This window comes from Caballeronia sp. LZ035 (genome assembly GCF_031451175.1).
Classification (GTDB): Bacteria; Pseudomonadota; Gammaproteobacteria; order Burkholderiales; family Burkholderiaceae; genus Caballeronia.
Window position 1 is genome coordinate 1,911,383 of sequence record NZ_JARUXS010000001.1, and the last position, 22,778, is coordinate 1,934,160.

The 22,778-nt window shown below is 63.9% G+C and carries 19 protein-coding genes and 1 pseudogene; 9 read left to right on the forward strand and 11 right to left on the reverse strand.

From position 1 onward, the window contains the following. A pseudogene (locus tag QCE88_RS09105) lies at positions 1-487 on the forward strand (tannase/feruloyl esterase family alpha/beta hydrolase); the annotation flags it as partial. Positions 488-509: 22 nt separating this feature from the next. Here the strand turns inward: QCE88_RS09105 and QCE88_RS09110 are convergent. Both QCE88_RS09110 and QCE88_RS09115 read right to left on the reverse strand, forming a co-directional pair. Next, positions 510-908: a DUF2917 domain-containing protein gene (locus QCE88_RS09110; protein WP_309901115.1), complete on the reverse strand. Its 399-nt coding sequence runs from the start codon at positions 906-908 to the stop codon at positions 510-512. 311 nt (positions 909-1,219) lie between these two features. Beyond that, positions 1,220-3,214, reverse strand: coding sequence for a hypothetical protein (locus QCE88_RS09115; RefSeq protein WP_309901117.1), 1,995 nt, complete (start codon positions 3,212-3,214; stop codon positions 1,220-1,222). Between the two features lie 488 nt (positions 3,215-3,702). Between QCE88_RS09115 and QCE88_RS09120 the strand changes: the two genes are divergently transcribed. From QCE88_RS09120 to QCE88_RS09130, 3 genes are all read left to right on the forward strand, one after another. Then, positions 3,703-4,056: a YciI family protein gene (locus QCE88_RS09120; protein ID WP_309901118.1), complete on the forward strand. Its 354-nt coding sequence runs from the start codon at positions 3,703-3,705 to the stop codon at positions 4,054-4,056. A 116-nt stretch (positions 4,057-4,172) separates the two neighbouring features. Next, entirely contained in the window at positions 4,173-4,571 is a 399-nt protein-coding gene (locus QCE88_RS09125; protein WP_309901119.1) for a VOC family protein, read from the forward strand. Further along, entirely contained in the window at positions 4,568-5,866 is a 1,299-nt protein-coding gene (locus QCE88_RS09130; RefSeq protein WP_309901120.1) for an RNA polymerase sigma factor, read from the forward strand. The genes QCE88_RS09125 and QCE88_RS09130 overlap by 4 nt, the downstream gene beginning before the upstream one ends. A gap of 245 nt (positions 5,867-6,111) precedes the next feature. On the opposite strand, the gene QCE88_RS09135 is transcribed toward QCE88_RS09130, so the two are convergent. Further along, complete coding sequence (locus QCE88_RS09135) at positions 6,112-6,516, reverse strand: hypothetical protein (RefSeq protein WP_309903611.1); 405 nt, start codon at positions 6,514-6,516, stop codon at positions 6,112-6,114. A gap of 65 nt (positions 6,517-6,581) precedes the next feature. Between QCE88_RS09135 and QCE88_RS09140 the strand changes: the two genes are divergently transcribed. From QCE88_RS09140 to QCE88_RS09155, 4 genes are all read left to right on the forward strand, one after another. Next, positions 6,582-6,824 (forward strand): hypothetical protein, encoded by a 243-nt coding sequence (locus QCE88_RS09140; protein WP_309903613.1) that lies wholly within the window; start codon positions 6,582-6,584, stop codon positions 6,822-6,824. Between the two features lie 980 nt (positions 6,825-7,804). Continuing rightward, positions 7,805-8,578, forward strand: coding sequence for a hypothetical protein (locus QCE88_RS09145; RefSeq protein ID WP_309901122.1), 774 nt, complete (start codon positions 7,805-7,807; stop codon positions 8,576-8,578). 637 nt (positions 8,579-9,215) lie between these two features. Continuing rightward, complete coding sequence (locus QCE88_RS09150) at positions 9,216-10,283, forward strand: hypothetical protein (protein ID WP_309901123.1); 1,068 nt, start codon at positions 9,216-9,218, stop codon at positions 10,281-10,283. A gap of 58 nt (positions 10,284-10,341) precedes the next feature. Then, positions 10,342-11,715 (forward strand): sigma 54-interacting transcriptional regulator, encoded by a 1,374-nt coding sequence (locus QCE88_RS09155; protein ID WP_309901124.1) that lies wholly within the window; start codon positions 10,342-10,344, stop codon positions 11,713-11,715. Positions 11,716-11,779: 64 nt separating this feature from the next. On the opposite strand, the gene QCE88_RS09160 is transcribed toward QCE88_RS09155, so the two are convergent. The 6 genes from QCE88_RS09160 to QCE88_RS09185 all read right to left on the reverse strand — a co-directional run bounded on the left by QCE88_RS09160 (position 11,780) and on the right by QCE88_RS09185 (position 18,701). Continuing rightward, on the reverse strand, positions 11,780-12,820 hold the full coding sequence (locus QCE88_RS09160; RefSeq protein WP_309901127.1) for a peptidoglycan-binding protein: 1,041 nt from the start codon (positions 12,818-12,820) through the stop codon (positions 11,780-11,782). Continuing rightward, a complete protein-coding gene (locus tag QCE88_RS09165) occupies positions 12,777-13,907 on the reverse strand; it encodes an aminotransferase class I/II-fold pyridoxal phosphate-dependent enzyme (RefSeq protein ID WP_309901130.1) in 1,131 nt (376 codons plus the stop codon). Before QCE88_RS09165 ends, QCE88_RS09160 begins: the two co-directional genes overlap by 44 nt. 13 nt (positions 13,908-13,920) lie before the next feature. Beyond that, complete coding sequence (locus tag QCE88_RS09170) at positions 13,921-15,957, reverse strand: hypothetical protein (RefSeq protein ID WP_309901132.1); 2,037 nt, start codon at positions 15,955-15,957, stop codon at positions 13,921-13,923. 20 nt (positions 15,958-15,977) lie between these two features. Further along, complete coding sequence (locus QCE88_RS09175) at positions 15,978-17,294, reverse strand: hypothetical protein (RefSeq protein WP_309901134.1); 1,317 nt, start codon at positions 17,292-17,294, stop codon at positions 15,978-15,980. 14 nt (positions 17,295-17,308) lie between these two features. Beyond that, positions 17,309-18,007, reverse strand: a complete 699-nt coding sequence (locus QCE88_RS09180; RefSeq protein WP_309901136.1) for a hypothetical protein — start codon at positions 18,005-18,007, stop codon at positions 17,309-17,311. Between the two features lie 136 nt (positions 18,008-18,143). Then, positions 18,144-18,701, reverse strand: coding sequence for a hypothetical protein (locus QCE88_RS09185; protein ID WP_309901138.1), 558 nt, complete (start codon positions 18,699-18,701; stop codon positions 18,144-18,146). A gap of 405 nt (positions 18,702-19,106) precedes the next feature. Here QCE88_RS09185 and QCE88_RS09190 point away from each other — a divergent pair, with 405 nt between their 5' ends. Beyond that, complete coding sequence (locus tag QCE88_RS09190; protein ID WP_309901140.1) at positions 19,107-20,813, forward strand: alkaline phosphatase family protein; 1,707 nt, start codon at positions 19,107-19,109, stop codon at positions 20,811-20,813. A 1-nt stretch (position 20,814) separates the two neighbouring features. Here the strand turns inward: QCE88_RS09190 and QCE88_RS09195 are convergent, their stop codons facing one another. Beyond that, positions 20,815-22,104 (reverse strand): ATP-binding protein, encoded by a 1,290-nt coding sequence (locus tag QCE88_RS09195; RefSeq protein WP_309901142.1) that lies wholly within the window; start codon positions 22,102-22,104, stop codon positions 20,815-20,817. Continuing rightward, complete coding sequence (locus tag QCE88_RS09200) at positions 22,101-22,763, reverse strand: response regulator transcription factor (RefSeq protein ID WP_309901144.1); 663 nt, start codon at positions 22,761-22,763, stop codon at positions 22,101-22,103. Before QCE88_RS09200 ends, QCE88_RS09195 begins: the two co-directional genes overlap by 4 nt. Positions 22,764-22,778: the final 15 nt, after the last annotated feature.

The window sequence follows — 22,778 nt, forward strand, 5'->3', positions numbered from 1 at the left end:
CCCGCGCCGGGTGGGCGGGCCCGCGCCCCCCCCCCCCCCGCCCCCCCCCCCCCGCCCCCGGCGCCCCCCCCCCCCCCCCCGGGGGCGCGCCCGCCCCCCCGCCCCCCCCGCCCCCCCCCCCCACGGCGGCAAGCTGATCGCAATGCATGGCCTCTCGGACGAAGTCATCAGCCCGAACCAGACGATCGCGTTCTATCGCGACCTGATCGACCATTACGGCCGCGATACCGTCGAGTCCTTCATGCGGCTCTACATGGTCCCGGGCTTTCAGCACGGCAACGGCGTGTTCATTCCGGCGTGGGACGAACTCGGCGCACTGGACGAATGGGTGAGCAACGGCGTCGCGCCGGAAACGCTCGTTGGAAGCGACATCGCGCCGGCCACCAACGGCCGGACGCGCCCGATATGCCGTTATCCGAACTATCCGCGCTACATGGGGAAGGGCAGCATCAACAGCGCGGCGAACTTCCGTTGCGTCGAGCCTTGAAGGGCGCAGGCGAGGATGCGCCTTATAGCGCGTTCATCGGGCGGGTCCCGATGCGCGGCCAGACTTTCGCCAGCCAGCGCGCGACGCGTCCGTGCATGGCGCCGCGATACGAGGTCAGCGATACCTCGACCGCATGCGCGCTTTCCGTCGAGAGCCAGACACGCTCGCCGCGCGACAGGCGTACGACGTCGCCGGCCTTCATCCAGTAATCGTAGGGATCCTGATGACGCGTGAGCCACACGGATGCAGTGGCGACGCGCAATTCGGCATCGCGTGACAGACGCCATGACACGGTCCGGTGCGGATGAACTTCGATGAAGACCACGATGCGCGTCCCGGACGAACCAGCCGCGCCGATGCGGCCCGACGCGACACCGTGGCCGACGCCCTGACATGCGAATTCTTGCGACAACTCTTCCATGCTGCTCTCCAGTGAGTGAGCCGGAGACGGAAGCCTTGCACGCAAAAACAAGAAGGCCCCGTCTTGCGGCGGGGCCTTCGGAACTGATTGCTGCCTGGTGTTTGCTCTTTCGCTAGCGCACACGCCGTTCCGTAGACCCGCCACGAATGGCGTTCATACGGTTTTTAATCGCGGCGATGGGGAGCGTGAGAGCGGCGTGCATGTGTCGCAGTATCGTGTGGCGTGCGCGAACTTGTCAACCGTCGCGATGACGGCCACATAAAAAAACCCGGAGCAGGGCAGGCCTGCTCCGGGTTCATGCAACGGCTGATTTACAGCCCCGTATAACCTTGCGGTCGCGTCGAGTTGCTCTTCGCGACATCCGCATTGGTCGAGACGACGTATTGCGGCGACTCGGTGAGCGTCAGCGTGACCGCGCCGTTCGAATACGGCACGCTCGATACGTTGCCCATCGCGTCGATCAACTGCACCGTGCCGCTCGAGCCGGCCGCATCGACGTTGAGCTTGTAGCTCGTGCTGTACGTGCTGCTGAAGCTGCCGTTGGACGCCGGCCATACCGAGTTGTTATGCGTCCACAGCGCGGTGATGACCCGGCCGTTGTTCAGCTGCTGGAACGAGTACGCATACACGCCGGATGGCAGGCTGTTCACCGGACCAAGTGTCGTGGTGCCGTCGAGCACGCGGGTCATCGTGGCGACTTCCATCGCGGCCGGTTTCGGGCTGATGTTGGTCGTGCCGAACTCGGCCTGCGGATGATCGAGGTCGAAGAACGTGCCGTAACCCGCCTCGCCCGGGAAGTCCGGACCGAAGAACACGTAGGTCTGATCCGCGCCTTCGCCCAGCAGGATGATGTGCGTGCGCGCGACCACGGCGCCATGCGCAAACAGGATGTTCGGCGTCGGATAGTTCGGGCCGTAGCTCGAACCTACGTCATAGCTGATGCCCGTTTCCGTGACGAACAGCTTCATGTTCGGCTTGTAGTCCTTCGCCATTTCCGCGCGCAGGTTGCGCATCTCGTTGAGCAGCGAGTTGGCGGCGTCGGCCGGATTCGGCTCGGTGTGACGGCGCTCCGGCGGATGCGAGGGCGACGTGCCTGCGTCGTAATAACCGTGCGTGGCGATGCCGTCGAGATACTGCGCGAGGCCCATCGGCGCCAGGCGCTTCAGGCGATCGGTCGTCAGCGAAGGGAACGGCTCGGCCGGGCCCATCACGACCGCGTGCGGATCGCCGGCATGCAGCCCTTCATACGTGCGCTGATACAGCGCGACGAAGTTCTTGTCCGTGTCCTTCCACTGAATGTACGGCTCCCACGTGACCTGGTAGTAGTTCGCCGACATCGTCGGGTAGTACTTCGCGCGAATCGCTTCGGTTTCCTGGCCGACGCGCGTCATGTAGTCACGGTAGTAGCCGAGGTCGTTCGGGATATAGCCGTAGTCCGGATTCAGGCCGTGCATGCTGGCCCAGCCCGGCAGGCCGTCGAGACGCACGAGGCGCATCACCTTGCCCGACGTGTAGAACGGGTCGAGGTTGTTGGCAGTCGGCTTGAACGTGTAGCGGCCGTTCGGCTCCATCACGTTCATCTGGCGATCGTCGATGGTCGAGGTGATGCCAAGCGCCGACAGCATCGTGCCGTTGTCGTTGAAGCCCTGCATGCCGAAGCGATGCTGCTCCTGCTTCGCATACGTGACGGCGGGAATCACGCCGGAGACGTCCGGGATCACGCCGAAGGTCGCGATGCCGTTCGGCCGCGTGCCCGAGGTCTGCACCTGGCCGCCGCCGTTGGCGAGCGTTGCCGACACGGCAAAGTAACCGGCGAGGTTCGAGCTGCAGGTGAGGGTGGTCGTCGTGGCCGCGGCGGGCGCCGCGAAGCTGCCGCTCGCAACTGTCTTGCCGAGTGCGTCGGCGATGGTCCACTTGAGCGTATCGGCCGAGCCGGGACGCGTGGTGATCGCCACCTTGAACTTCGAATTGATCGCGAACATGCGCGAGCCGTCCGAGCCCGGCGTATCGACGGTGATCTGGCCACCGCCGCCCGATGCCGACGACACCGCCGGCGTTGCACACGTGAGACGCAGGTTGGCGGCCGCGTTGGTGACGGCTTGCGCGGTCGTGGCGGCATCGCTTGCGAGCGCGGCGTTCGCCGCTTGCGTGCCGGAAGCGCCGGCCGCCGCGCTGCCGGATGCACTGGCGCTGGCCGCGCCGGACGTGCCAGCTGCGCTGGTCGAGGCGGGCGAATTGCCGTCACCGCCGCCGCAGGCAGCAAGGGCCAGCGCGAGCGTCGAAAGCAGGAAAGGATTCTTGATCATCGTGTCATACGCACAGGAACCGGACGCGCAGCAGGGCGCTCCCGGCGACGCCAGCGGCATCGGGAGTTGTTGACGGAAAGGCAGGGACAGGCACGAAGCCATCCGGCCAGAGCGGTGTCGCGCGCGGCGTTATTCGGCTCGAACGTTGACGTCCGGAGACAGGGACGCAGAGGTTCGCTTCGCTCGTCGAACGACAAGCGAAGAATGCAGACGGAACCACCGGGAATGCGCCGGGCGCTGCCAGGCGTACAGCAGGTTCGCTAGCAGAAAAGATCACCAGACACAGTGCGCGCGCGAACATTGGTAAGACATGCTTCGGATCGAATCCTACTAGGAAAGCCTCGTTACAGTGAGTAAGAGCGCGTAATGACTTGTAACGTATGATCAATACTTGAATCATCACAAGAAACGCTTAGCCCCGTCAGCCTTGCCGATGCGCGTTGGACGGTTTAAGTTGGACCCACTAAAAAAATTTTCAGGAGAACGTCGTGGCGTATCTGTTACTCATCGTCGAACCGGTCGAACAACGTGGTCAGCGGACTCAGGAGGAGGGGCGTGAAGCCTATCGGCAAATGGTCCAGTTCGCCGACGGCCTCAAGGCGCGCGGTGTATTGCAGGCCGTTGAGTCGCTGACTTCGCAGAAGGAAGCGACGCGAGTGTCGACGGCGCATGGCGATACCCGCGTCGTCGACGGGCCGTTTGCGGAAGCGAAGGAAATGATCGGCGGTTTCTTTCTGCTCGACTGCGAGACCCATGCCGAGGCTGTCGCCATTGCCGCCGAATGCCCTGCTGCGGCGTGGTGCACGGTCGAAGTTCGCAAGACGGGGCCCTGTTATTTTTGACCGAGCGTTTTCCCGCAGCCGGTAAGTTTTTTCGTTGATATCGATGTCGATTCTGACGCGCGCGGTTCGTCGTGGTGATTGAACGGCTGCGCGCTTTTAACCTGGAGACAACCACAATGCACAAGCAGATTTTCGTGAACCTGCCGGTCCGCGATCTCAAACGCTCGATGACGTTCTTCAAGGCGCTCGGCTTGAGCTTCGACCCGGCCTTCACCAACGACGACGCCGCGTGTCTCGTGATCGGCGAGAACATTTACGCGATGTTGCTCGTGGAAAGTTTCTTCAAGACCTTCACGGAGAAGCCCATCGTCGATGCGAGCCAGAGCACCGAGGTGCTGGTGTGCCTGTCATGCGAGAGCCGGGCAGAGGTGGACGACCTGGTGGCGAAAGCGCTTGCTGCAGGCGGTCGGGCGCCGCGCGAGCCGCAGGATCACGGCTTCATGTATGGCCATGGCTTCGAGGATCTCGACGGACACATCTGGGAGCTGATGCACATGAATCCGGAAGCCGCGTGAGCGGGCCGGACACGCGGCGCGCGGTCACGGACGATGCGGCGAGACGCGCCATCGATGCAGTGTGGCGCATCGAGTCGGCGAAGGTGATTGCGAGCGTGGCGCGCGTGGTGCGCGACGTCGCGCTTGCCGAGGAACTGGCGCAGGATGCGTTCGTCGCGGCGCTGGAGCACTGGAGCGTGACGGGCGTGCCGGAGAAACCGGGGGCATGGCTCATGACGACAGCAAAAAACAAGGCGCTCGACCGGTTGCGGCAGCATGCGTTGCACGCACGCAAGCACGAGGAATATGGACACGATCTCGAGGCGCACGAGGCGTACGTCACGCCCGATTTCGTCGATGCGCTCAGTGCCGCACAGGAAGACGACATCGGCGACGATCTGCTGCGGCTCATTTTCACGGCATGTCATCCGGTGTTGTCCGTCGATGCTCGTGCGGCGTTGACCTTGCGTCTGATCGGCGGGCTGACGACTGATGAAATCGCGCGGGCGTTCCTGGTGCCGGAGCCGACGATCGCGCAGCGCATCGTGCGGGCAAAGCGGACGTTGTCGGCGGCGCGGGTGCCGTTCGAGGTGCCGCAGGCCGAGGCGCGCGCGGAGCGTCTCGGTTCGGTGCTGGAAGTGCTTTATCTGATTTTCAACGAGGGCTACTCGGCGACGGCCGGCGACGACTGGATGCGGCCGGCGCTGTGTGAGGACGCGTTGCGGCTCGGTCGGATACTCGCCGGGCTGATGCCGGATGAGAGCGAGGTTCGCGGACTGGTCGCGTTGATGGAGATCCAGGCATCGCGGACCCGGGCGCGTGTCGACGGGCGTGGCCGTCCGGTGCTGTTGCCTGAGCAGGACCGCAGCCGCTGGGATCCGTTGTTGATCCGGCGCGGGCTGGCCGCGCTAAAGCGCGCGGAGGCGCTGGGCGGCGCACGTGGCGGGTATGCGTTGCAGGCGGCGCTGGCGGCGTGTCATGCGCGCGCACCGACAGCTAAGGAGACGGACTGGACGAGGATCGTCGCGCTATACGACGTGCTGGTGCAGATCGTGCCGACGCCGGTTGTCGAACTCAATCGCGCGGTGGCGGTCAGCATGGCGTATGGCGCCGCCGAAGCGCTGCCGATCGTGGATGCGTTGCGTGAGGCGCCGGCGTTGAAGCATTATCAGTGGCTGCCCAGCGTGCGGGCGGATTTGCTGGCGCGGCTTGGGCGCACGGAAGAAGCACGCGCGGAGTTCGAGCGCGCGGCGGCGTTGGCGAAGAACGCACGGGAACGGGCGTTTTTGTTGGAGCGAGCGCGGGAGATGGGGTGATGGGGATTGGGGGTGATGCGTGGTTTGGAGGCGCATGCCGCATTTTACATAAGACAAAATATCTAATTTTTTTGGTGTCAAAGCTTTTTTAGTAATGTCGTGTTCTGGCTATTTACAGATGTCGGGTTTTAGCTCCCTCGTGCAAGCTTTGACGATGCGTCGTCGAGGAATCGATCACTGACAGGCGTGGATCGATCACGACAAATACGCGCGAACTGGAACGGGTCAAGCTCGTTGTGTCGGCGCTATGAGGCCTGTGGTGCGGCCGGTCTGGTCTCGGCAAACGTGGCAAGACAAGCAATCGCGAAATGCCGTTCGATCTGCACGCCCACGAAAGGCTCGATGAATGCCAAGGCCTGCGCTCGGGCATATAGACGGTGCCGCGGCTCGATGCGTAATGCGGAGCTGTGGATCCACGCCGGCAGCGCCCACCCAAATTCTTTCAGCCGCACGTTCGCCGATCGTGCTTGGGCGAGTTGATCCCGATACACGGCTGCGAGCATCGCTGGCTTGAGAACCGTGCGCTGCAGTGCACGCTGCTGGTAGGTCGACAATGCCACTAGCCGGCCGATGTCATTGCACTTCACGCTGACAGAATCGACCTTCGCCCATGTCGATGCCACGCGCGTATACATCGGGCGATACGGCACGCCGGGCGCCTTTTAAAACGATAAGGCATCTGACCTTGCAGGATCGGCTCTTGAAGGAGTTACGTTTGCACAAGATCAGCACGTTCAGTGCAGCCGACACGTATGCGCCCTGCTTCATGGCTGACTACAACACGCGCTTTGGCAAGCCGGCCAGAAACGACATCGATGCGCACCGATCGCTGCGAGACGAAGAGAATCCGGTGCAGGCGTTGACTTGGCCCGAGCGACGCAAAATAGCCAAAGCGTTGACGATACAGTACGCCGCGTCCTGTATCTGCTGGCGGACGTCCTGGAGAATCGCCGGCTGATCGATCGATACATCGAGGTGTGGTCCTACCCGGATGGCGCTTCACGCCGCGGAGAGGCTCATCGTGTGTCGTGCATAGGCTCGACTCGCCGACGTCGATCAGGTCGCGATCATTGAGCACAAGCGGCTGGGTCATGCGTTTGACCTGCTGCAGACACTTCAGGCAGACCGGGACAACCGGCGCATCGGCAAGGCACCCTCACGCACGCATTGTCGCGATGCGCCCCATAAGCAGGCCCAGGCGCCGCGCACCTGCAAACAACGCGACCTCACGCGCGACGATATGAATCGGATCATTGAGCACTTGAGGCGACAGCATGCAACGACGCGCGAATCGTCAGCCAAAGGTGGCGTGGGGTCAGGCAAGGCCCGCTGGGCGTGCTCCGCTGCCCTGCCCGTTCAAGCCCGACCCTGCAACGCTGCGTGGAATTCAACCCGAAGAACGAACCCGATATCTGTTGTTCAAATGTTATCGGAAGTGTGTCAGTCCATTGGGGTGCGTGGCCTTGGCACTAACTGGCGTCATCTCCAACCGGTGTCGGACTCTATACGGCCAACTCGGCTCTCATGACGCGCTCAGGTTATCAATGCGTGCTCTCGTCACGAGACCTTGACCGCGATAGCGCACAATGCTCGTGTGGTTGCAGATTCGATATAAGTTCACACGCGATTGAAAGAATTTCTGCATTGAGCACGGTGCGTTCGCCATGGATATCCCAACCTTAATGGCGAAACCGTCCCGACTTAACTTCGGTCCACACTCGCACAAGGCAAGCTGCGCATGTTTATCGCTTCGCTGACGACAAACTTCTGAAACGGTGCAATGCGAGCATGGCCTGATGGTCTTTTCATGCATTTGTATAAAACGCGTCTGATGTCTAGCATCGAGACGTCAATGCGTTCGTTGGCGTCCGCCTGCTAACCCGTCGAATCTCAACGAGCGACGCTCCTTCTTCTTCGCGGCACTCGAGGGATCGATTCATGCACTGGGCCAACTTCCTGAAGTTCGCCGACGCGCACTCGGCCGTCATCGTTGCCTTTTTCTCGGCCATCGGCGTGGCGATAGGTTGGTGCGTGACATGGAGGAGCTGGACTGTCTCGCGAGAGGCGAGCGCTCGCCTGGAGGCGGACAGGCACGCCCAAGCGATCGATCTGGAAAAATTGCGTGCGGAACTGCACTATGTAAGCGAACAGATCAGGCTGCTGTACGGTCCGTTGACGGCATTGTGCGAGACCCGTGCCGCCTCCTTCATAGCATTGATGCAAAAGAATGCTCCCGGACGTCAATACTATTTCGACGGCAATCCGAGAACGCCTGAGGATTTGCGTGTATGGAGACTCTGGCGCAACGTCGTCTTCATGCCGTTGATCCTGCAAATGGAACAGGCGCTTCTATTGAATTCACATCTTGTCAGCAAAGATAATTTCCCTCAAAGCCACATTGATTTTCTGACGCATGTCGCCGCATATAAAGTCATCGTCAGAGAGTGGGCAGACATCGTCGCGCGCGATGAGGCGGAAGGGACAGATAAGATCCTGTCCGCTGACTATGGATCGGCTCAAGCGTTTCCGGAAGACTTCCAGGCGGACGTCACAAGAACGTTTTGCGCCCTGAAGGCAAGACAGGAAGAACTGATCAGGCGAGAGCTTCTCCTTTCTCCAGCGAACGCGGCCAGTGCACCGCCCGAGCCCTCGGCAGCCAATGCTCGAAAGAGCAGCGAGTTCGCCCCGGCGCCCGAGCGATCCGCAAGTTGATTCGTCGCAACGTGGCACCCATTGCGGGACAGTTTCGAGGCACGACAGGGCACCGCATACTGTTTCCTTCACCGCAACATCCCCGCACGAGGGTTCGACGAAAGCATGCGCAGCGTCTGGACTTTCAGTCAGATTCCGACAACACCCGAACACGACGGACATAATGTCGGCGCGTGGTTGCTACAAGGTAACTGCAAACTATAATGCCCTGTGTGCCAGCAAGACGTCATCTCAACCGCCCGGTCATGTAAGCGCGTACCGCGCCTGCGCAATCGCGAGTCTCGGCGCACGTCCCCGCTCACGGAACGATCAGTGAACGCTCATCACTCGCGCATATCGTTCGGATAACCAATGATCTGGCCACGGCCGGGTAAATTCTTGTGGCATGTTCGCATTCAATGCCGCTTCTCGACATACATGAGCTGGCAGCAGTTTCGAAGCCGGTTTCGCACCGGCGCATCGACCATTAAACAAATCCGAAGGCAGCTTCGCAGAGGTTGACGCTGGCACGCGGTGCATACACAGGTATGGAGCTTGCATTCGCCCTGCAACAACTCCGCGCATGATCCAGCGTGTCAAAGGTGAATGCGGAGGAAGGATGTTAGTTAGCATGCCTGCCTACATTGAGAGGGATGTCATGTCCACCGCCTTCACGCCCCGCTGGAACCCGTCGATGAATCAACCGAACCGGGGCGAAGCACGCCCCGGACACAGACACCATGGCATCGCGCGATCTCCCTTCGGCAACCCGAGCTTCCCCGTCATACCCCTGAGCGACGCCGGTACGTCCGCCAGCTTCAGGCTGATTCCACTGCGCGGCGCGCCGATGTTTCCCGGCGAGCGCCTCGACGAAGTGTTTCGTCCGCTGGAGGAAGGCGAGCTCGATCTCTTCCTCGGCAGTCTGGTGAAATCGGTGTCGCGCACCGTATCGAACGTCGCACGAGACGTGGGAAAAGTCGCCTCCAAGGTCGGCAAGGCGGTGACGCACGCGCCGATCATCGGGGACATTGCGAAGACCGCCTGGAGCGGCATACGCCTGGCCGGGGCGCCGATCACGTTCGCCGTCGAAACCGGCCAGGGACTGGCGCACGGCAAGAGTCTCGGCAAGGCGATGGGCGCTGCCGGCAAAGGCCTCGTCAACGACGTGCGGGATCAGTTGAAAGTCGCCGAGATGGTCGCGCCGTTCATCCCGGGAATCGGCACCGGCGTCGCGGCCGCGCTGGGCGCGGCCAATGCGCTGGCATCCGGCCGTCCGATCACGGAAGCGCTGGTGGCCGGCGTACGAAGCGCACTGCCGGGCGGCGCGATCGTTCAGGCCGGCTTCGACATGGCGGTCAATCTGGCGAAGGGCAAATCGTTCACGGAAGCGGCGCTCTCCGCCGCTCGCGATCGCTTGCCCGGCGGTCCGGCGGCACGCGCCGCCTTCGATACCGCAGTGGCGCTCGCACACGGCAAGCGGCTTCAGGACGCGGCGCTGCAAGGCGCAAAGGGGCTGCTGCCGCCCTCGCCGCTCGCCGCGAACGCAGTGGCGTTCGCGCAGCGCGTTGCTTCGGGCCAGAATATCCAACGCGCGGCATTGTCCACCGCGGGACGCGCGGCGCTCGCCGAGGCGAACAAGCGGCTCAATGCGCTCACGCGCGAGTTCGAGCTCGACGTACCCACGCGCGGCGATCGCCAACGCAGTCTGTACCCGGCATTTGCTTGAAGAACGCGTTTCCGGACCCTCTGTCGTCATATCGCAGCGGCACTTCGAGACAACGCTCATGGATATGTCCGTGTGGTATCGCGCCGATGCCGGGATGTCAGCCGATGCGCAAGGCGCAATCGTCGACACGCTCAAGGCGGCGGGAATGCCGCTCGAGCACGTGGCCGAACCGCGGCGCGGCTTCGGCTTGCTGCTCTTTCAGGCGCCGACCGAGGCCGTGCGCCGCGCCGTGCGCGACGCGAGCCGAAGCGCCAGCGTGCTTGCCGTCGCCACGGGCGACTACCCGATCTCGTCGAACGACAAATGGGCGATGCTGGCCGCAGGCGCATCCGATGTCTTCTCATGGTCGGCCCGCCCTGACACCGCCACGCAGATCGTCGCGCGCGCCGAACGCTGGTGCAAGGTGACGAGCCTGCTCAGCTGCACACGCGTACGCGACGTGTTGATCGGAGACAGCCTCGCCTGGCGCCAGTTGCTCGAACAGATCGTCGAGGTGGCGGCCTTCACGCAGATCCCTGCGCTCGTGACCGGAGAAAGCGGCACGGGGAAGGAGCTCATCGCATCGTTGATTCACGATCTCGACTCGCGGCCGGCCAAGAAAGACTTCGTCGTGGTGGACTGCACCACGTTGACCGCCGAGCTCGCGGGCAGCGAGCTCTTCGGACACGAACGCGGCGCGTTCACCGGCGCGCACACGGCGCGCGAAGGCGCCTTCGCGCTCGCCGACGGCGGCACGCTGTTCCTCGATGAAATCGGCGAGCTCGGCCTGCCGATGCAAGCGCAGCTCCTGCGCGTGATTCAGGAGAGCAAGTACAAGTGCATCGGCAGCAACATCTGGCAGCGCACCGAATTCAGGCTGGTGAGCGCCACCAATCGTGATCTGGAAGAAGAAGTCGCCCGTGGTCGCTTTCGTGCGGATCTCTATTACAGAATCGCCGGCTGTGTGTGCCGGACGCCGCCGCTGCAGGAACGCCGCGAGGACATCCTGCCGCTCGCGCGTCATTTTCTCGCGCAGGCATGCCGGGATCGGCTGCCGCCAGAAATAGACTCGGCCGTTCAAGAATATCTGCTGACTCGGTCGTATCCCGGCAATGTGCGCGACCTGCGCAGAACGGTCTTTCGGCTGAGTCACCGTCATGTCGGACCCGGTGCGATCAGCGTCGGCGACGTTCCAGTCGAGGAGCGCCCGCCTTTGTGCACGCTCGAGCAAAGCTGGCCCGACGACGAATTCACGCGCGCCGTGCGCTTCGCCGTGAACCTCGGCGTCGGGCTGAAGGCGATCGGCCAGGCGACCGCGGACACGGCAATCCGTGCCGCCGTCGAACAGGAAAACGGCAATCTCGGCCGCGCAGCGCGGCGACTCGGCGTCACCGACCGGGCGCTGCAACTGCGGCGCGCCAATCAACGCTCCCTGCCCGCCGACCTGGCATGAGCGGGCAATCGGAACCGCGTGCCTTTCAGCATGCGCTGGACGACACGCGGCAAACGTCTCGAAGCTATCTCACGGGCCCGAACGATCTGGCCGGCATCGATGCGCAACGGCATTGCGCACAACCGCAGCCCGGACAGGCCGACGCCTGCGCGAAGCCCGCCGTGCGGTCGCGCCCCATCGTTTCCATTTCCATTTCTCTCTGCCGGTTCGTAACGCGTCCCGACGGCAGCAGCGCAGTGTTGGCTGCGCGTTCCGCGGCGCGTGCGTGCGGCTTTCCAACGCGCCGTATGAAGACACGATGGTTCGCCGGCAGAAAGCCCATCTGCATCACGGCACGCCGATGCTGCTCGATGCGCTCGCGCAGGTTGTCGGCCTTTCCGCTATAGGCGGTTGCCTTGCCGCTGTAGCCCAGCGACTGATACTGCCCGGCAACTTGCTTCGCGGGCGGCTCGAACACGATCAGATAGACGCCTGCAGCTTCCGGCAGATCTTCGACAGCCGCTTTCGGCGCATCGGTCAGCCGGCAGCAGTAGCGGTATGCGTCCCCATGCGGCAACGATCGCAACAAGTCTTTCGGAATCGCCTCCAGTTCCGGCTCTTCCTCGCCGGTCGCGGACGGCTCGGCGCCTTGCTCGCACGCCGCTCGCAGCGCATCGGCGGTCGCCGCGTCGAGCGCGCCCGAAGCGGGCAGTCCCTCCCGCCGCTGGAACGCGCGCAGCAGGCTGCGCGCGGCGGCATCCAGGTCCGCCGTGTCCGGCAACGACGCCGGCATGACGCGGTTGAGACAGTCTTTCGCCCATCGAACCCGGTCGTCGCCGGCGGGAACATAGGCCGTGCCAACGCCGTAGAACACCGGCCAGCCCTGCCCATATCGATGCGGCGGCGCGACTCGGGGCCGCGGTCGGGGGCGCGCTATCGGCCCCGGCGCGGGCCGGCGCGCGCGCAGGCTTTGCCCGGCGCCTCGGGGTGCGGCGGCGCGCATCGACGACGCGCGGCGAAACTCATCTTCGACGCTCGAGTCGAGCGTCGGCATCGGCGTCATGCCGAAGCTCGCTGCGCCCTCATGCAGGGCACGGCGCAATGCGTTGAATGGCTGCTTGTTCATTCCAGTTCTCCTTGCCACCATGAACTGCGTGATTCGACAGAAGCCGCGCGACGATCCGGCCGGCCAACTCGATGTCGTGCATGCGATGACGCACGGTCACCAGGAAAGTCAGCCGGCTGTGTCCGCCGCCTTGAGTCGCCACCGCCCAGACGCCTTGCTCGAGCAGGCGAGCGCTGAGCGCTGCCGCATCCCGATGCGGCGGCACGTCGAAGTGCTGCATCGGAAACGGAAATGCCGTGCGCAGGCGCAGTCCGGCGCAGGTCATCGCGACACGCAGACATTCGACGCGTGCATGCAGGCATCTGCGCAGCGCGTCGCCGTAATCGGCGTTGATGCGCAGCGCGTTCTGCGCGGCGCGGATCGCCGCCACGGACGGCGGGCTGCAATGCACGCGCGTGCGGCTCGCGTCGCGGAATTGCTCGATGAGCGCACTGCTTCCGGCGATGCCCGCGAGCGGTGCGCCGAACGCTTTGGCTAGCGACGCGCCGACGATGATCCGCGCGCCGGACACACCGTGCCAGCGCAGCACGCCGCCGCCGCCCCGGCCGTACGGCACCGACCCGTCCGGCGCACCGCCGAGGATGCCGAGGCTTTGGGTGTCGTCGATGACGAGCAGACCTTCCAGCGCCTCGACGAGCGCGCTGTAGCTGCCGATGGGCGGACTTCGCCCGCATGCGCCGCAGTAGCCGTCCGTGACCAGCACCGGCCGCTGCCCGCGCGTCCGGGCGTTCACGGCCAGCGCCCTCAGGCTGGCGAGATCGTGATGACTGAACGCGCCGAGCGAACAGCCGCGCGGCGGCACGCGCTGCATCGCCCAACGGCTTACCGGATAGGCGCAGGCGTCGACGAGCAACGCCGTCGGCGCACGCGACAGCATCTCGAAGAGATCCCAGAACAGATGCAGGGTCGACGTCGTCAGCAGGGCCTTTTCGCAGCCCTGGAGCCGCGCCAGCGACGCCGCAACGCGCACGGCGCCAGGCGGCTCCTCCAGCGCCGCCGGACGTCCGAGCGTGAGCGCGAACGGACGCTGCGTGGCGAGCTCGTCATGCTGCATGCCGAGATAAAGCGCCGAGGCGAAGTCGAGCACGTCGCCTCCCGCGTCACGCCACCCGGCGCTTCTGCTGCGCGAGCTGCTGACGCAGCAGCGTCGACGGCAACGTGGCCTCGACGCGCTCGCTGGAGCGCACTGCCGTCAGGTCCGCGCCCGTGACCGCCCGGTATGCATGGACATAGCCCTGGATCTCCGGCCTCCAGTAGCGCGCCCAGTTGGCGGCCTTGGTCGCGTCGTTGATGCCGCTCCATGCGCCATAGCGGATCGACAGCAGGATCTTCTCGCCGAAGCCGCCGAGATTGCTGAAGTGCAGCACGCTGGCATCGCTCCATCCTTGAAGCTTCTTCATTGCGTCGACGCGGTCCATCCACGGTTCCGGATAGGCCACCATGATGCGCGTGGGCAGATATTCACGGAACTCCGGACGGGCCAGCAGCCACAACTGCGTCAGCATTTCGATGCGCGCCGTCGAGGGCACGCCGCCAAACTGGTTGCCTGCGCCTTCGGAGAGAATCAGATGCACTTCCTTCAGCGCGTTGAGGACCGGGAAACCATCCGCGACGACCGTCGTGTTGTCGTCCTGGCCATAGAACTGCGAGCACTGGGAGAGCAGCTGATGGAAGGCCTCGAGAAATCTCGAGCGCACGTCGGCCGCCCTGATCGTGCCGACCGCCTTGCCGTCCAGCGGCAGCGCATATTCGTGCTCGTATTCATAGGCGCGCCGCGTGATGCTGAGGCGATGTTGCTCGTCCTGAATATAGCCCCACAGAAGACTGTTCAGCGGCCTGAGCGGGTCGATATCGAGGTTGGCGAGCGGATCGTTGCCATGCAGCGACCGGATGTTCTGGAAGCGTCGCGCGATCGCATTCATCGTCTGCACCAGCATGCCTTCTTCGTGCCAGTAGGACCAGATCAGCTCGGTGAATACCGGATGCGTCAGCTTGCTCCGCAGGATGCCGAAGCAGGCTTCGCCCTGTTCGGTGCCGAGACCGTCGCCGAACAGGGTGCTCTTGATGCGCACGTCGGCGAGCTTTTCGCGGATCAGCGCGAGATAAGGCAGCATCGTGTCCTGTGTGCCGTTGATGCGCTCGACGTAGCGATTCCACAGTTCTTCGAGACTCCTCGGCCGCTGCCCGATTCGGCGGGCCACGTATTCCGCGTCATCGTGATCGAACTGAGGGACGCCGTTCGCCCAGCGATCGACCTGAACGCCGCAATTCACCATGACGAATGCTTCGGTGGCCACCTTGAGGAGCCGGTAGGCGTCCGTGTCCGTAAAAGGCAGGAAGCGGCGCTGCTTCAGCGCCTCGAACTCGGGGTTCTTCTGCAACCGCTCGCCTCGCGGAATTCCGCAGAGCACCGCATTGATGAAGTTATGGTAGTTATTGAACGACATGGCCTCGGTGCTTTTGCGGATCACGACCCACAGCGAGATATCGTCGGTGATGTCGGTGCCCGCCCGCCGCATGGTGACCGAGACGTCAGTCGGAACGGGCGGCTTGGCAGCGGGCACGACCAGCACCTCCTTGTACAGGCTGATTCTGGCGCCGTGTTCGAGCGTGAGGTTGATCGGCAGCTTGCCTTTCACGCCGCCGGTGGCAAAGAAAATGTCCTGCTTGTGGTCGCCGCCAGCGCGTTCCGCCATCGTCGGCACCACGCTGCCCTGCACGGGTGTGATGGTGAGATTCGCGTCCGTGTGCACGTGCCTGCTCCACGTGGCGCTGACGATGACCGTTTCGCCCTCCTCGACTTCCTCCGCCAGCGCACGCTGATAGTTCTGGTAGGCAAAGGTTTGCAGGCCGAACCCGACGTCGACGGGAACGTCCACCCGGCAATCGTGCTTGTCCACCCGAAAGTCGATCGTCTTCTCGACGCCGAACGGCGCCGTCGTCACTTGGTAGTGCCCGTCCTCGAGCCGGAAATCGCAGAGCCCGCTGTCGTTGGTGTAGCCCTTCAGCGTGGGGATCTCCTGATTCGCGGCGGTCCTTCCATTCACCTCCACTGCCGCGTTTCTGATCGGAGTGCCTACGCTTCCACCGGGATTGACGTCGTCGTAGACCCGGATCGTTACCTCATATGTCGCCATGACAATCTCCTCAAAGAGAATTACGCGGATTCGGTGAGTCGCAGTACCCGGGTGAGCCCGGCGTCCGGTTGCGTGCTCGCGCAAGCAAGCGAGGTATCGAGCGTGCTGCGCAATGCCCAGTGCGTGAGCAGCTTCGCGAAGACGTCGCTCTCCTCCTCCGCGTTCAGGTGCCCATTCATGCGCGCCTGCCCGAGCACTGCGAAAACGAGCGTCGGCGCAGCGTCATACATGCCCGCGGGACTTGCGCACCACGACTGGTACAGGCGTGCGAGCCGCGCCGGCTGGCGCGCCTCGACATCCAGTGCTTCGGACAGCGAGCGCCCGCGCAGACGCGCGACGCGGTGATTGATCAGCAACGCGGTAAAGGCCGGCATCGTGCTTCTCAAGCCCTCGAAAATGCCTTGCTCGCGCAGATGGTCAGGGCGCACCGGATAGAAAGACGTCCACAGATCGAGCAGAGCCTGCCATTGCGGATGGGGGAACAGCGCATTGCCGATCTCGCAGCTCAGCGCGACACGCAGCCACGGCATGGGATGAGGGTCGTCGGCATTCAAGCGGAACACGAACGGACGCGGCAAGCTCACCACACCCATCAAGCCGAGCGTCGACACCACGCCGAGGCGTGCGATCGACCAGAAGTCCGCCACGACTTCCGATATCCAGCGCTCCCACAGCGCCCACGCGAGCTGGTCGGAGCCGCCGCGCTGCATGCCTTGCAGCGTGGGCCGCAGCGACGCCACCAGGCCGAGCAGCGCCGCGGCCTGGTGGCCGACTTCGTGCACCAGCGAGGACGCGATGCCGCTCCCTATCATGCGTTCGCGCGGTACACGGATGATCGCCACCGGGTTCATGCCGCCGCCGGGAAGACGGGTTCGCGCACGGCGGATCGCGGCGCCGACGCCGCGATCCAGGTAGCAGATCACGGGCGGCGCCCGATAGTAGTTCCCGACGAGCGTGAGGGCGTCGGCCGACACGACGTCGAGCCCCGACAGCCAGACTCCCGTCTCGTGTTCGCTGCGCTGTGTCACCACGCTTCGGAACAGTTCGAATTGGGTCAGTACGGTATTGAACTGAAGCCGCAACAGCGCAAAGCGTCGCTGCGCTTCTTCGGCCGACACCCCCGGCGACTGAGCAAGCCACGACAGAAAACCCAGCACGAGCCGATGCAGCTGCTGCCGTCCCTCCACCAGATATCGCTCGATGGCGGACTGCGCGCTCGGCAGCAGTGCCGCTGCGGGCACCATCGGCTCGTTGAGCGCGAAAGGAGACACGCGCGCCAGCCGGGCAAGCAGAGCGCGCGCCTCGTGAGCCAGCATCGCGGATGCATAGGGAGTCATGGCCCACTCCTCGCTCAGACGCCGTAGAGAATGACGTGGCGTCCCTTTCTCACCCAATGGCCGCGCTCGCGCGGGTACTCGCCGCCCGGGCTGCCCTGCCCGCCCATGCTCGCGCCGTAGCCGCCCTGCCTTCCGCCCTGCATGCCCGAAGTCGGCGCAGACAACAGCGCGGGCGCGTGCAGCCGCGCTGCAGCGATGGCCGCGGCCTGTGCAACGGAACGCGGATCGGCCGACACTGGCGACGACGCCGCGTTCCTGGCCGTGTCCGCCGCGAACTTCACGAACTGCTTGGCGCCTTCGAATTCGCGATCCTCGCCGGACATGCTCTCGGCCTCGAGTCCGAGCGCGCTGCCGGCCGCCGAAGCAAGTCCACTGCCGATCTGCGCGCCAAGCGGCCCGCCGAGGTATCCGCCGAGCGCGCCGCCCGCGAGCGGCAACGCCTTGGCCGCCGCCCCCTTGAGCACCCCGCCGACCGCCTGCCCGATCGGGCTGCGCGCGATCTGGCCGACCTTGCCGATCAGGTCACCGATGAAGCGATCCAGTTCGGCTTCGTTGGACACCTCGAGCAGTTCGCTCGCGAGCTGCACGGCCTCTGCCTCGTTGAGCGTTCCGCCGCTGGTTTCGCCCGACCATTCCTGCTCGAACTGCTCAGCCTCGAAACGTTGGCCTTCGGGACCGAACTGCATCTGGGTACTGCCGATGTCGTGCAACATGATGAGCTCCTCGGGTGGTGGTGCGCGTGCCGGGCGAACGATTCGACCGGGGTCGGGTAATGCTTCAAAGACGATTGAATCGGATGACGAACTATTGGACAGTCTCGTTTCGCTTTCAGCGAACACCCGGCGTCCGTCAGCGCAAGGATCGCAAACCGGGTGCGTGCCGCCGCGCGGCTTTCAACAATGCGAGTTGCGCTGCGGCAGCCGGATGACTGGCGGGCTCCTGCTTGCCGAGCTGCAACAACGAATCGGCGGCGAGCCGGATGAAGGACCGCGCGACATGAAAGTCCCGGTCCTCGGGGCTCAACCCTTCGAACTCGGACCCGAAGACCGATTCGCTCGCCGCATGCACCTTCGCAGGCGATACAGCGGTGCTTCTGCGATGTCCGGCGCCGGACGCCGTATCGAGCGGTAGCGACCGTGCAACGTCGACCAGATGACGGATCAGCCGCTCGGCAACACGCGCATCGACCGGCCGTCCTTCCTTTCTCAAAGTCGCGTCGAGCTGGCGCAGGAAGCGCTCAAGTCCGGAACGATCCGGCAGTTCGAGGAAGCGGGAGGCGAGTTCGACCTCCTCCAGTTCTCCGGACACATGATGTTCGATCGCGGGCGTGCTCGACGCACCGCCTGGCGTGGACGAAGGCGCGAGCAACTCCATTTGCGGGTCGTACGTGAGCAGTCTGCGATCCATCTCGACCTCCCTCTGTTTCGTCCGCCGCGATCGACGCGATCGAGCAACGCCCCGCATCTTGCAACTGCCATGCCGAGCCCGTCGATGCGGCGTTTCCGGGGATGCGCGGCACGTTGCGGCGAAACCCGCTTCGCATAGGCGATTCGAACGCGGTCCGGCACGCGAAGCCGGCTTCGTCGCAAAGCAGCACATCGCCAGTGGCGCTCACCGCCTGCCTGGATCACCGCGCGCCCGCCTGCTTTTCGCACAAATGCTTATGCGCCGCTTAAGAACGACTTGACGTCAAAAAAATAAAGTCCCAAAAAGACAGCCAACTGAAAGTCCTCGTTCATGGACTCGCCGCATTTGCAAAGCACATTGATCGACGTCCGCAAGACGTTCATCAACAGCAAACGGAGATGAGACATGAGGAACACGAAACAGCGTACCGCCCTGCAACGCCCCATCGCTGTCGCGATTCTCGCGGTGGCTGCATTGCATGCATCGCATGCACTGGCGCGTGACGACGATCAGCGCGGCCACGACCGCGACAACACTCACGCGACGAAGCATGTCCTGCTCATCAGCTTCGATGGTCTGCACGAACAGGACGTGGCGCGCTGCATCGCGTCCAACACGTGCCCCAACCTCGCCCTTCTGGCAAAGGACGGCACGACCTACACGAACGCCCATACGCCTGGCCTGTCGGATTCGTTTCCGGGACTCGCCGCACTCGTGACGGGCGGCTCGCCCAAGTCCGCGGGGCTCTTCTATGACGTCTCCTACGACCGCACGCTGTACTCGCCGTCGGACACGAACTGCACCGGCGCACAAGGCTGGAATGTGGTGTTCGACGAAACGACCGGCATCGATGCGGAGAACGGCGGCCCGCTCACTCATCTCGACGGCGGCGGCGCGTTCAATCCCCAGGCCATTCCGCACGCGAAGGTGGACGGCGTCTGCAAGCCGGTCTATCCGCACGACTATGTGAAGACGAACACGGTGTTCGAAGTGGTCAAATCCAGCCTGCCGAATGCGCGCACCGCGTGGGCCGACAAGCACGCGTGGGGCTACGACTGGCTCAACGGACCATCGGGCGCGGGCGTCGATGACCTGATGCGCACCGAGATCAACTCGATCGACCCGAAGACGCAGACGAACTACACCGACGCATACGCACATACCGAAGTCTTCGACGATCTGCATGTGCAGGCGCTCATCAATCAGATCGACGGCAAGGACTCCGCAGGCAACGCATCGGCGGGCGTGCCGACGCTCTTCGGCGCGAATTTCCAGACGCTGAGCGTGGCGCAGAAGGCGCCCGTTGCGATGGATGGCGGCTATCTCGACGCGAGCTTTACGCCAGGGCCGCAAGTGAGCGCGGCCATCCAGTATGTGGATGCGTCGCTCGGGCGCATCGTGGCGGAACTGAAGCAGCGCAATCTGTATCAGTCGACAGCGATCATCGTGACCTCCAAGCATGGCCAGTCGCCAACGGATCACAGCAAGCTCGTGAAGAACGGAGACACGCTGAGCAAGCTGCTTCAGACGAGCGGTTATCTCGACCCGAACGGCAACTACGGCCAGAACGCGACGAAGAGCGGCAATCTGAACGACGGCAGCGGCCTCGTCGATACGGGCTTCGCACAAACGGACGATGTCGGACTCATCTGGCTGCGCGATCAGCATCAGCTTGCACAGGTCATCCGTACGCTGAAGGACAACCTGAGCTGCAACGCGCCCGGCATCTGCGCCGACGGTCCCTATGCGTATCTGCTCTACGGTCAGCGCATGACGGCCACCTTCGGCGATCCGCGTCAGGGCCGCACGCCGGACATCATCGTGCAGCCGAATCCCGGAGTGATCTATACGTCGAGCACGTCGAAGGACGAGGAACACGGCGGCAACGCACCCGACGACAATCATCTCGCGCTGGTGGTCTATGCGCCCGGAAAGCAGCATGCGGGCGGCACGGTGAGCGATCGCGTGCTCACCACGCAAGTCGCGCCGACGATGCTGGATCTGCTCGGCGTCGATGCAAAGCGTCTGCATGCAGTGACGCTCGAAGGCACGCAGGCATTGCCGGGTTTCGATCGCGATCATGAACGTGATCACGACCACGGTCGCGACTGAGTCAGCCTTTGAACCGCACCGTCACGGCCAGACCCGCGGGCTTCGTATTGAGCAGTTCGATGCCCGCCTGCAAACGCGCCGCGATGGTGCTCACGATCGACAACCCGAGGCCCGATCCTTCGGCATCGTTTCCGAGCACGCGATAGAACGGATCGAAGACGCGTCGCTGGTCTTCATCCCGGATGCCAGGCCCGGTGTCGTCCACGCGTATCCATGCGTGATGCGCATCGGCGCCCATCGAAAGATCGACGCGACCGCCTTCCGGCGTGTAGCGGATAGCGTTGTCGACGATGTTGCGCACCAGCACCAGCATGTCGGAATACGGCGCGTTCACGATCACGTCCGCATCGCTGGACACGCCGATATCGATCCGCCGCGCTTCCGCCAGCGGCATCAATTCCTCAAGCACATTGCGATACACCTCCTGCATGCGCACGACGCCCTCCTGTTCCGAATGACCGCCTTGCAGACGCGCGAAGGTCAGCAACTGGTTCAACAGATCGCGGCTTCGCCTGAGTCCGCGACGCATGGCGTCGAGCCGCTCTCGCGCGACGGATGACAAGTCACATGCATCGAGCCGTTCGGCCTGCAGCGAAAGCGCCGTGAGCGGCGAGCGCAACTCATGCGCGGCATCGGCGATAAAGCGACGCTGCGACGCCACCGACGTCGACACGCGCATCAGCAGGCGGTTGATGGCCACGACGAAGGGCGTGATTTCACTCGGCAGATGCGCGCCCGAGAGCGGCGAAAGATCGTGATCCGACCGCACGTCGAGACTGCTCGACAACATCGCGAGCGGCCGGAACATGCGGCTCACGATCACGCGCAGCGCAATCAGCAGGAGCGGCACCAGCACGGCGAACGGCATGATGGTCGCAAGCGCGCTGTTACGCGCGATCTCGTCACGTCCGAGGGTCTTCTGCCCGACCAGCACGCGCTTGCCGTCGGCGAGCGTCTTGATGACGACGCGCCACGTGACGCCTTCGACCGTGGCGTTCTGCAGACCATCCGGCGACGCCGCCGGCAGCAAGACCGGCCCCGCCTCGTTCAGTGTCTGAATCACCAGTTTCGATTCTGGATCCGCACCCGCCACCTGCTCCCTGGCTTCGGCCTTGACGACATCCAGCATATGCGGCGTGATGAGCGCCGCGACCTGAAGCAGTTGCCCGTCCTGCACTTCGTTCGCTTCGTGGAAGGCCACCTTGAATGCGACGACGGTTCCCATCGCGGCCATGATCGTGATGAGCGCCGAAAGCCACGCGGACAGTCTGAATTGAAGTGAGCGCCTCATGTCGGCCGCGACACCATCCAGCCGACGCCGCGCACGTTCCTGATGGCCGTCGCACCGAGTTTCTTGCGAATCGAATGGATCAGGAATTCGACAGCATTGCTCTCCACTTCGTCATTCCAGCCGTAGATGTGGTGTTCGAGTTCACTGCGCGAGAGGATCGCGCCAGGACGGATCATGAGCGCGTGAAGCAGCGCGAATTCACGACTCGACAAGCGTACGGTCACGCCTTCTGAAGCGGCCTCGCGCGTGGCTGGATTCAGATCGAGCATGCCATTGCTCAGGAGCGCCGCCGAATGACCGCCGAGACGGCGGATCACCGCGCGCATGCGCGCCTTCAGTTCCTGCAGGTCGAAAGGCTTGATCAGATAGTCGTCCGCGCCTTCGTCGAGCGCGCGGATGCGGTCCGCAACCGAGTCCCGCGCCGTCAGCACGATCACAGGCACGTGATTGCCCGCGCGCCGCACCGCGCGCAGCACATCCAGCCCGTCGCACCTGGGCAAGCCGAGGTCGAGCAGGATGGCGTCATAGAGGTGCGTCGAAATCGACAGCAACGCGGTCTTGCCGTCGTGAACGAGATCGACGGCGTAGCTTTGATCCCGCAAGGCGCCGCGCACCGATTCGCCGATCATGCGATCGTCTTCGACGAGCAACACCCTCATTGGAATTCTCCAGGC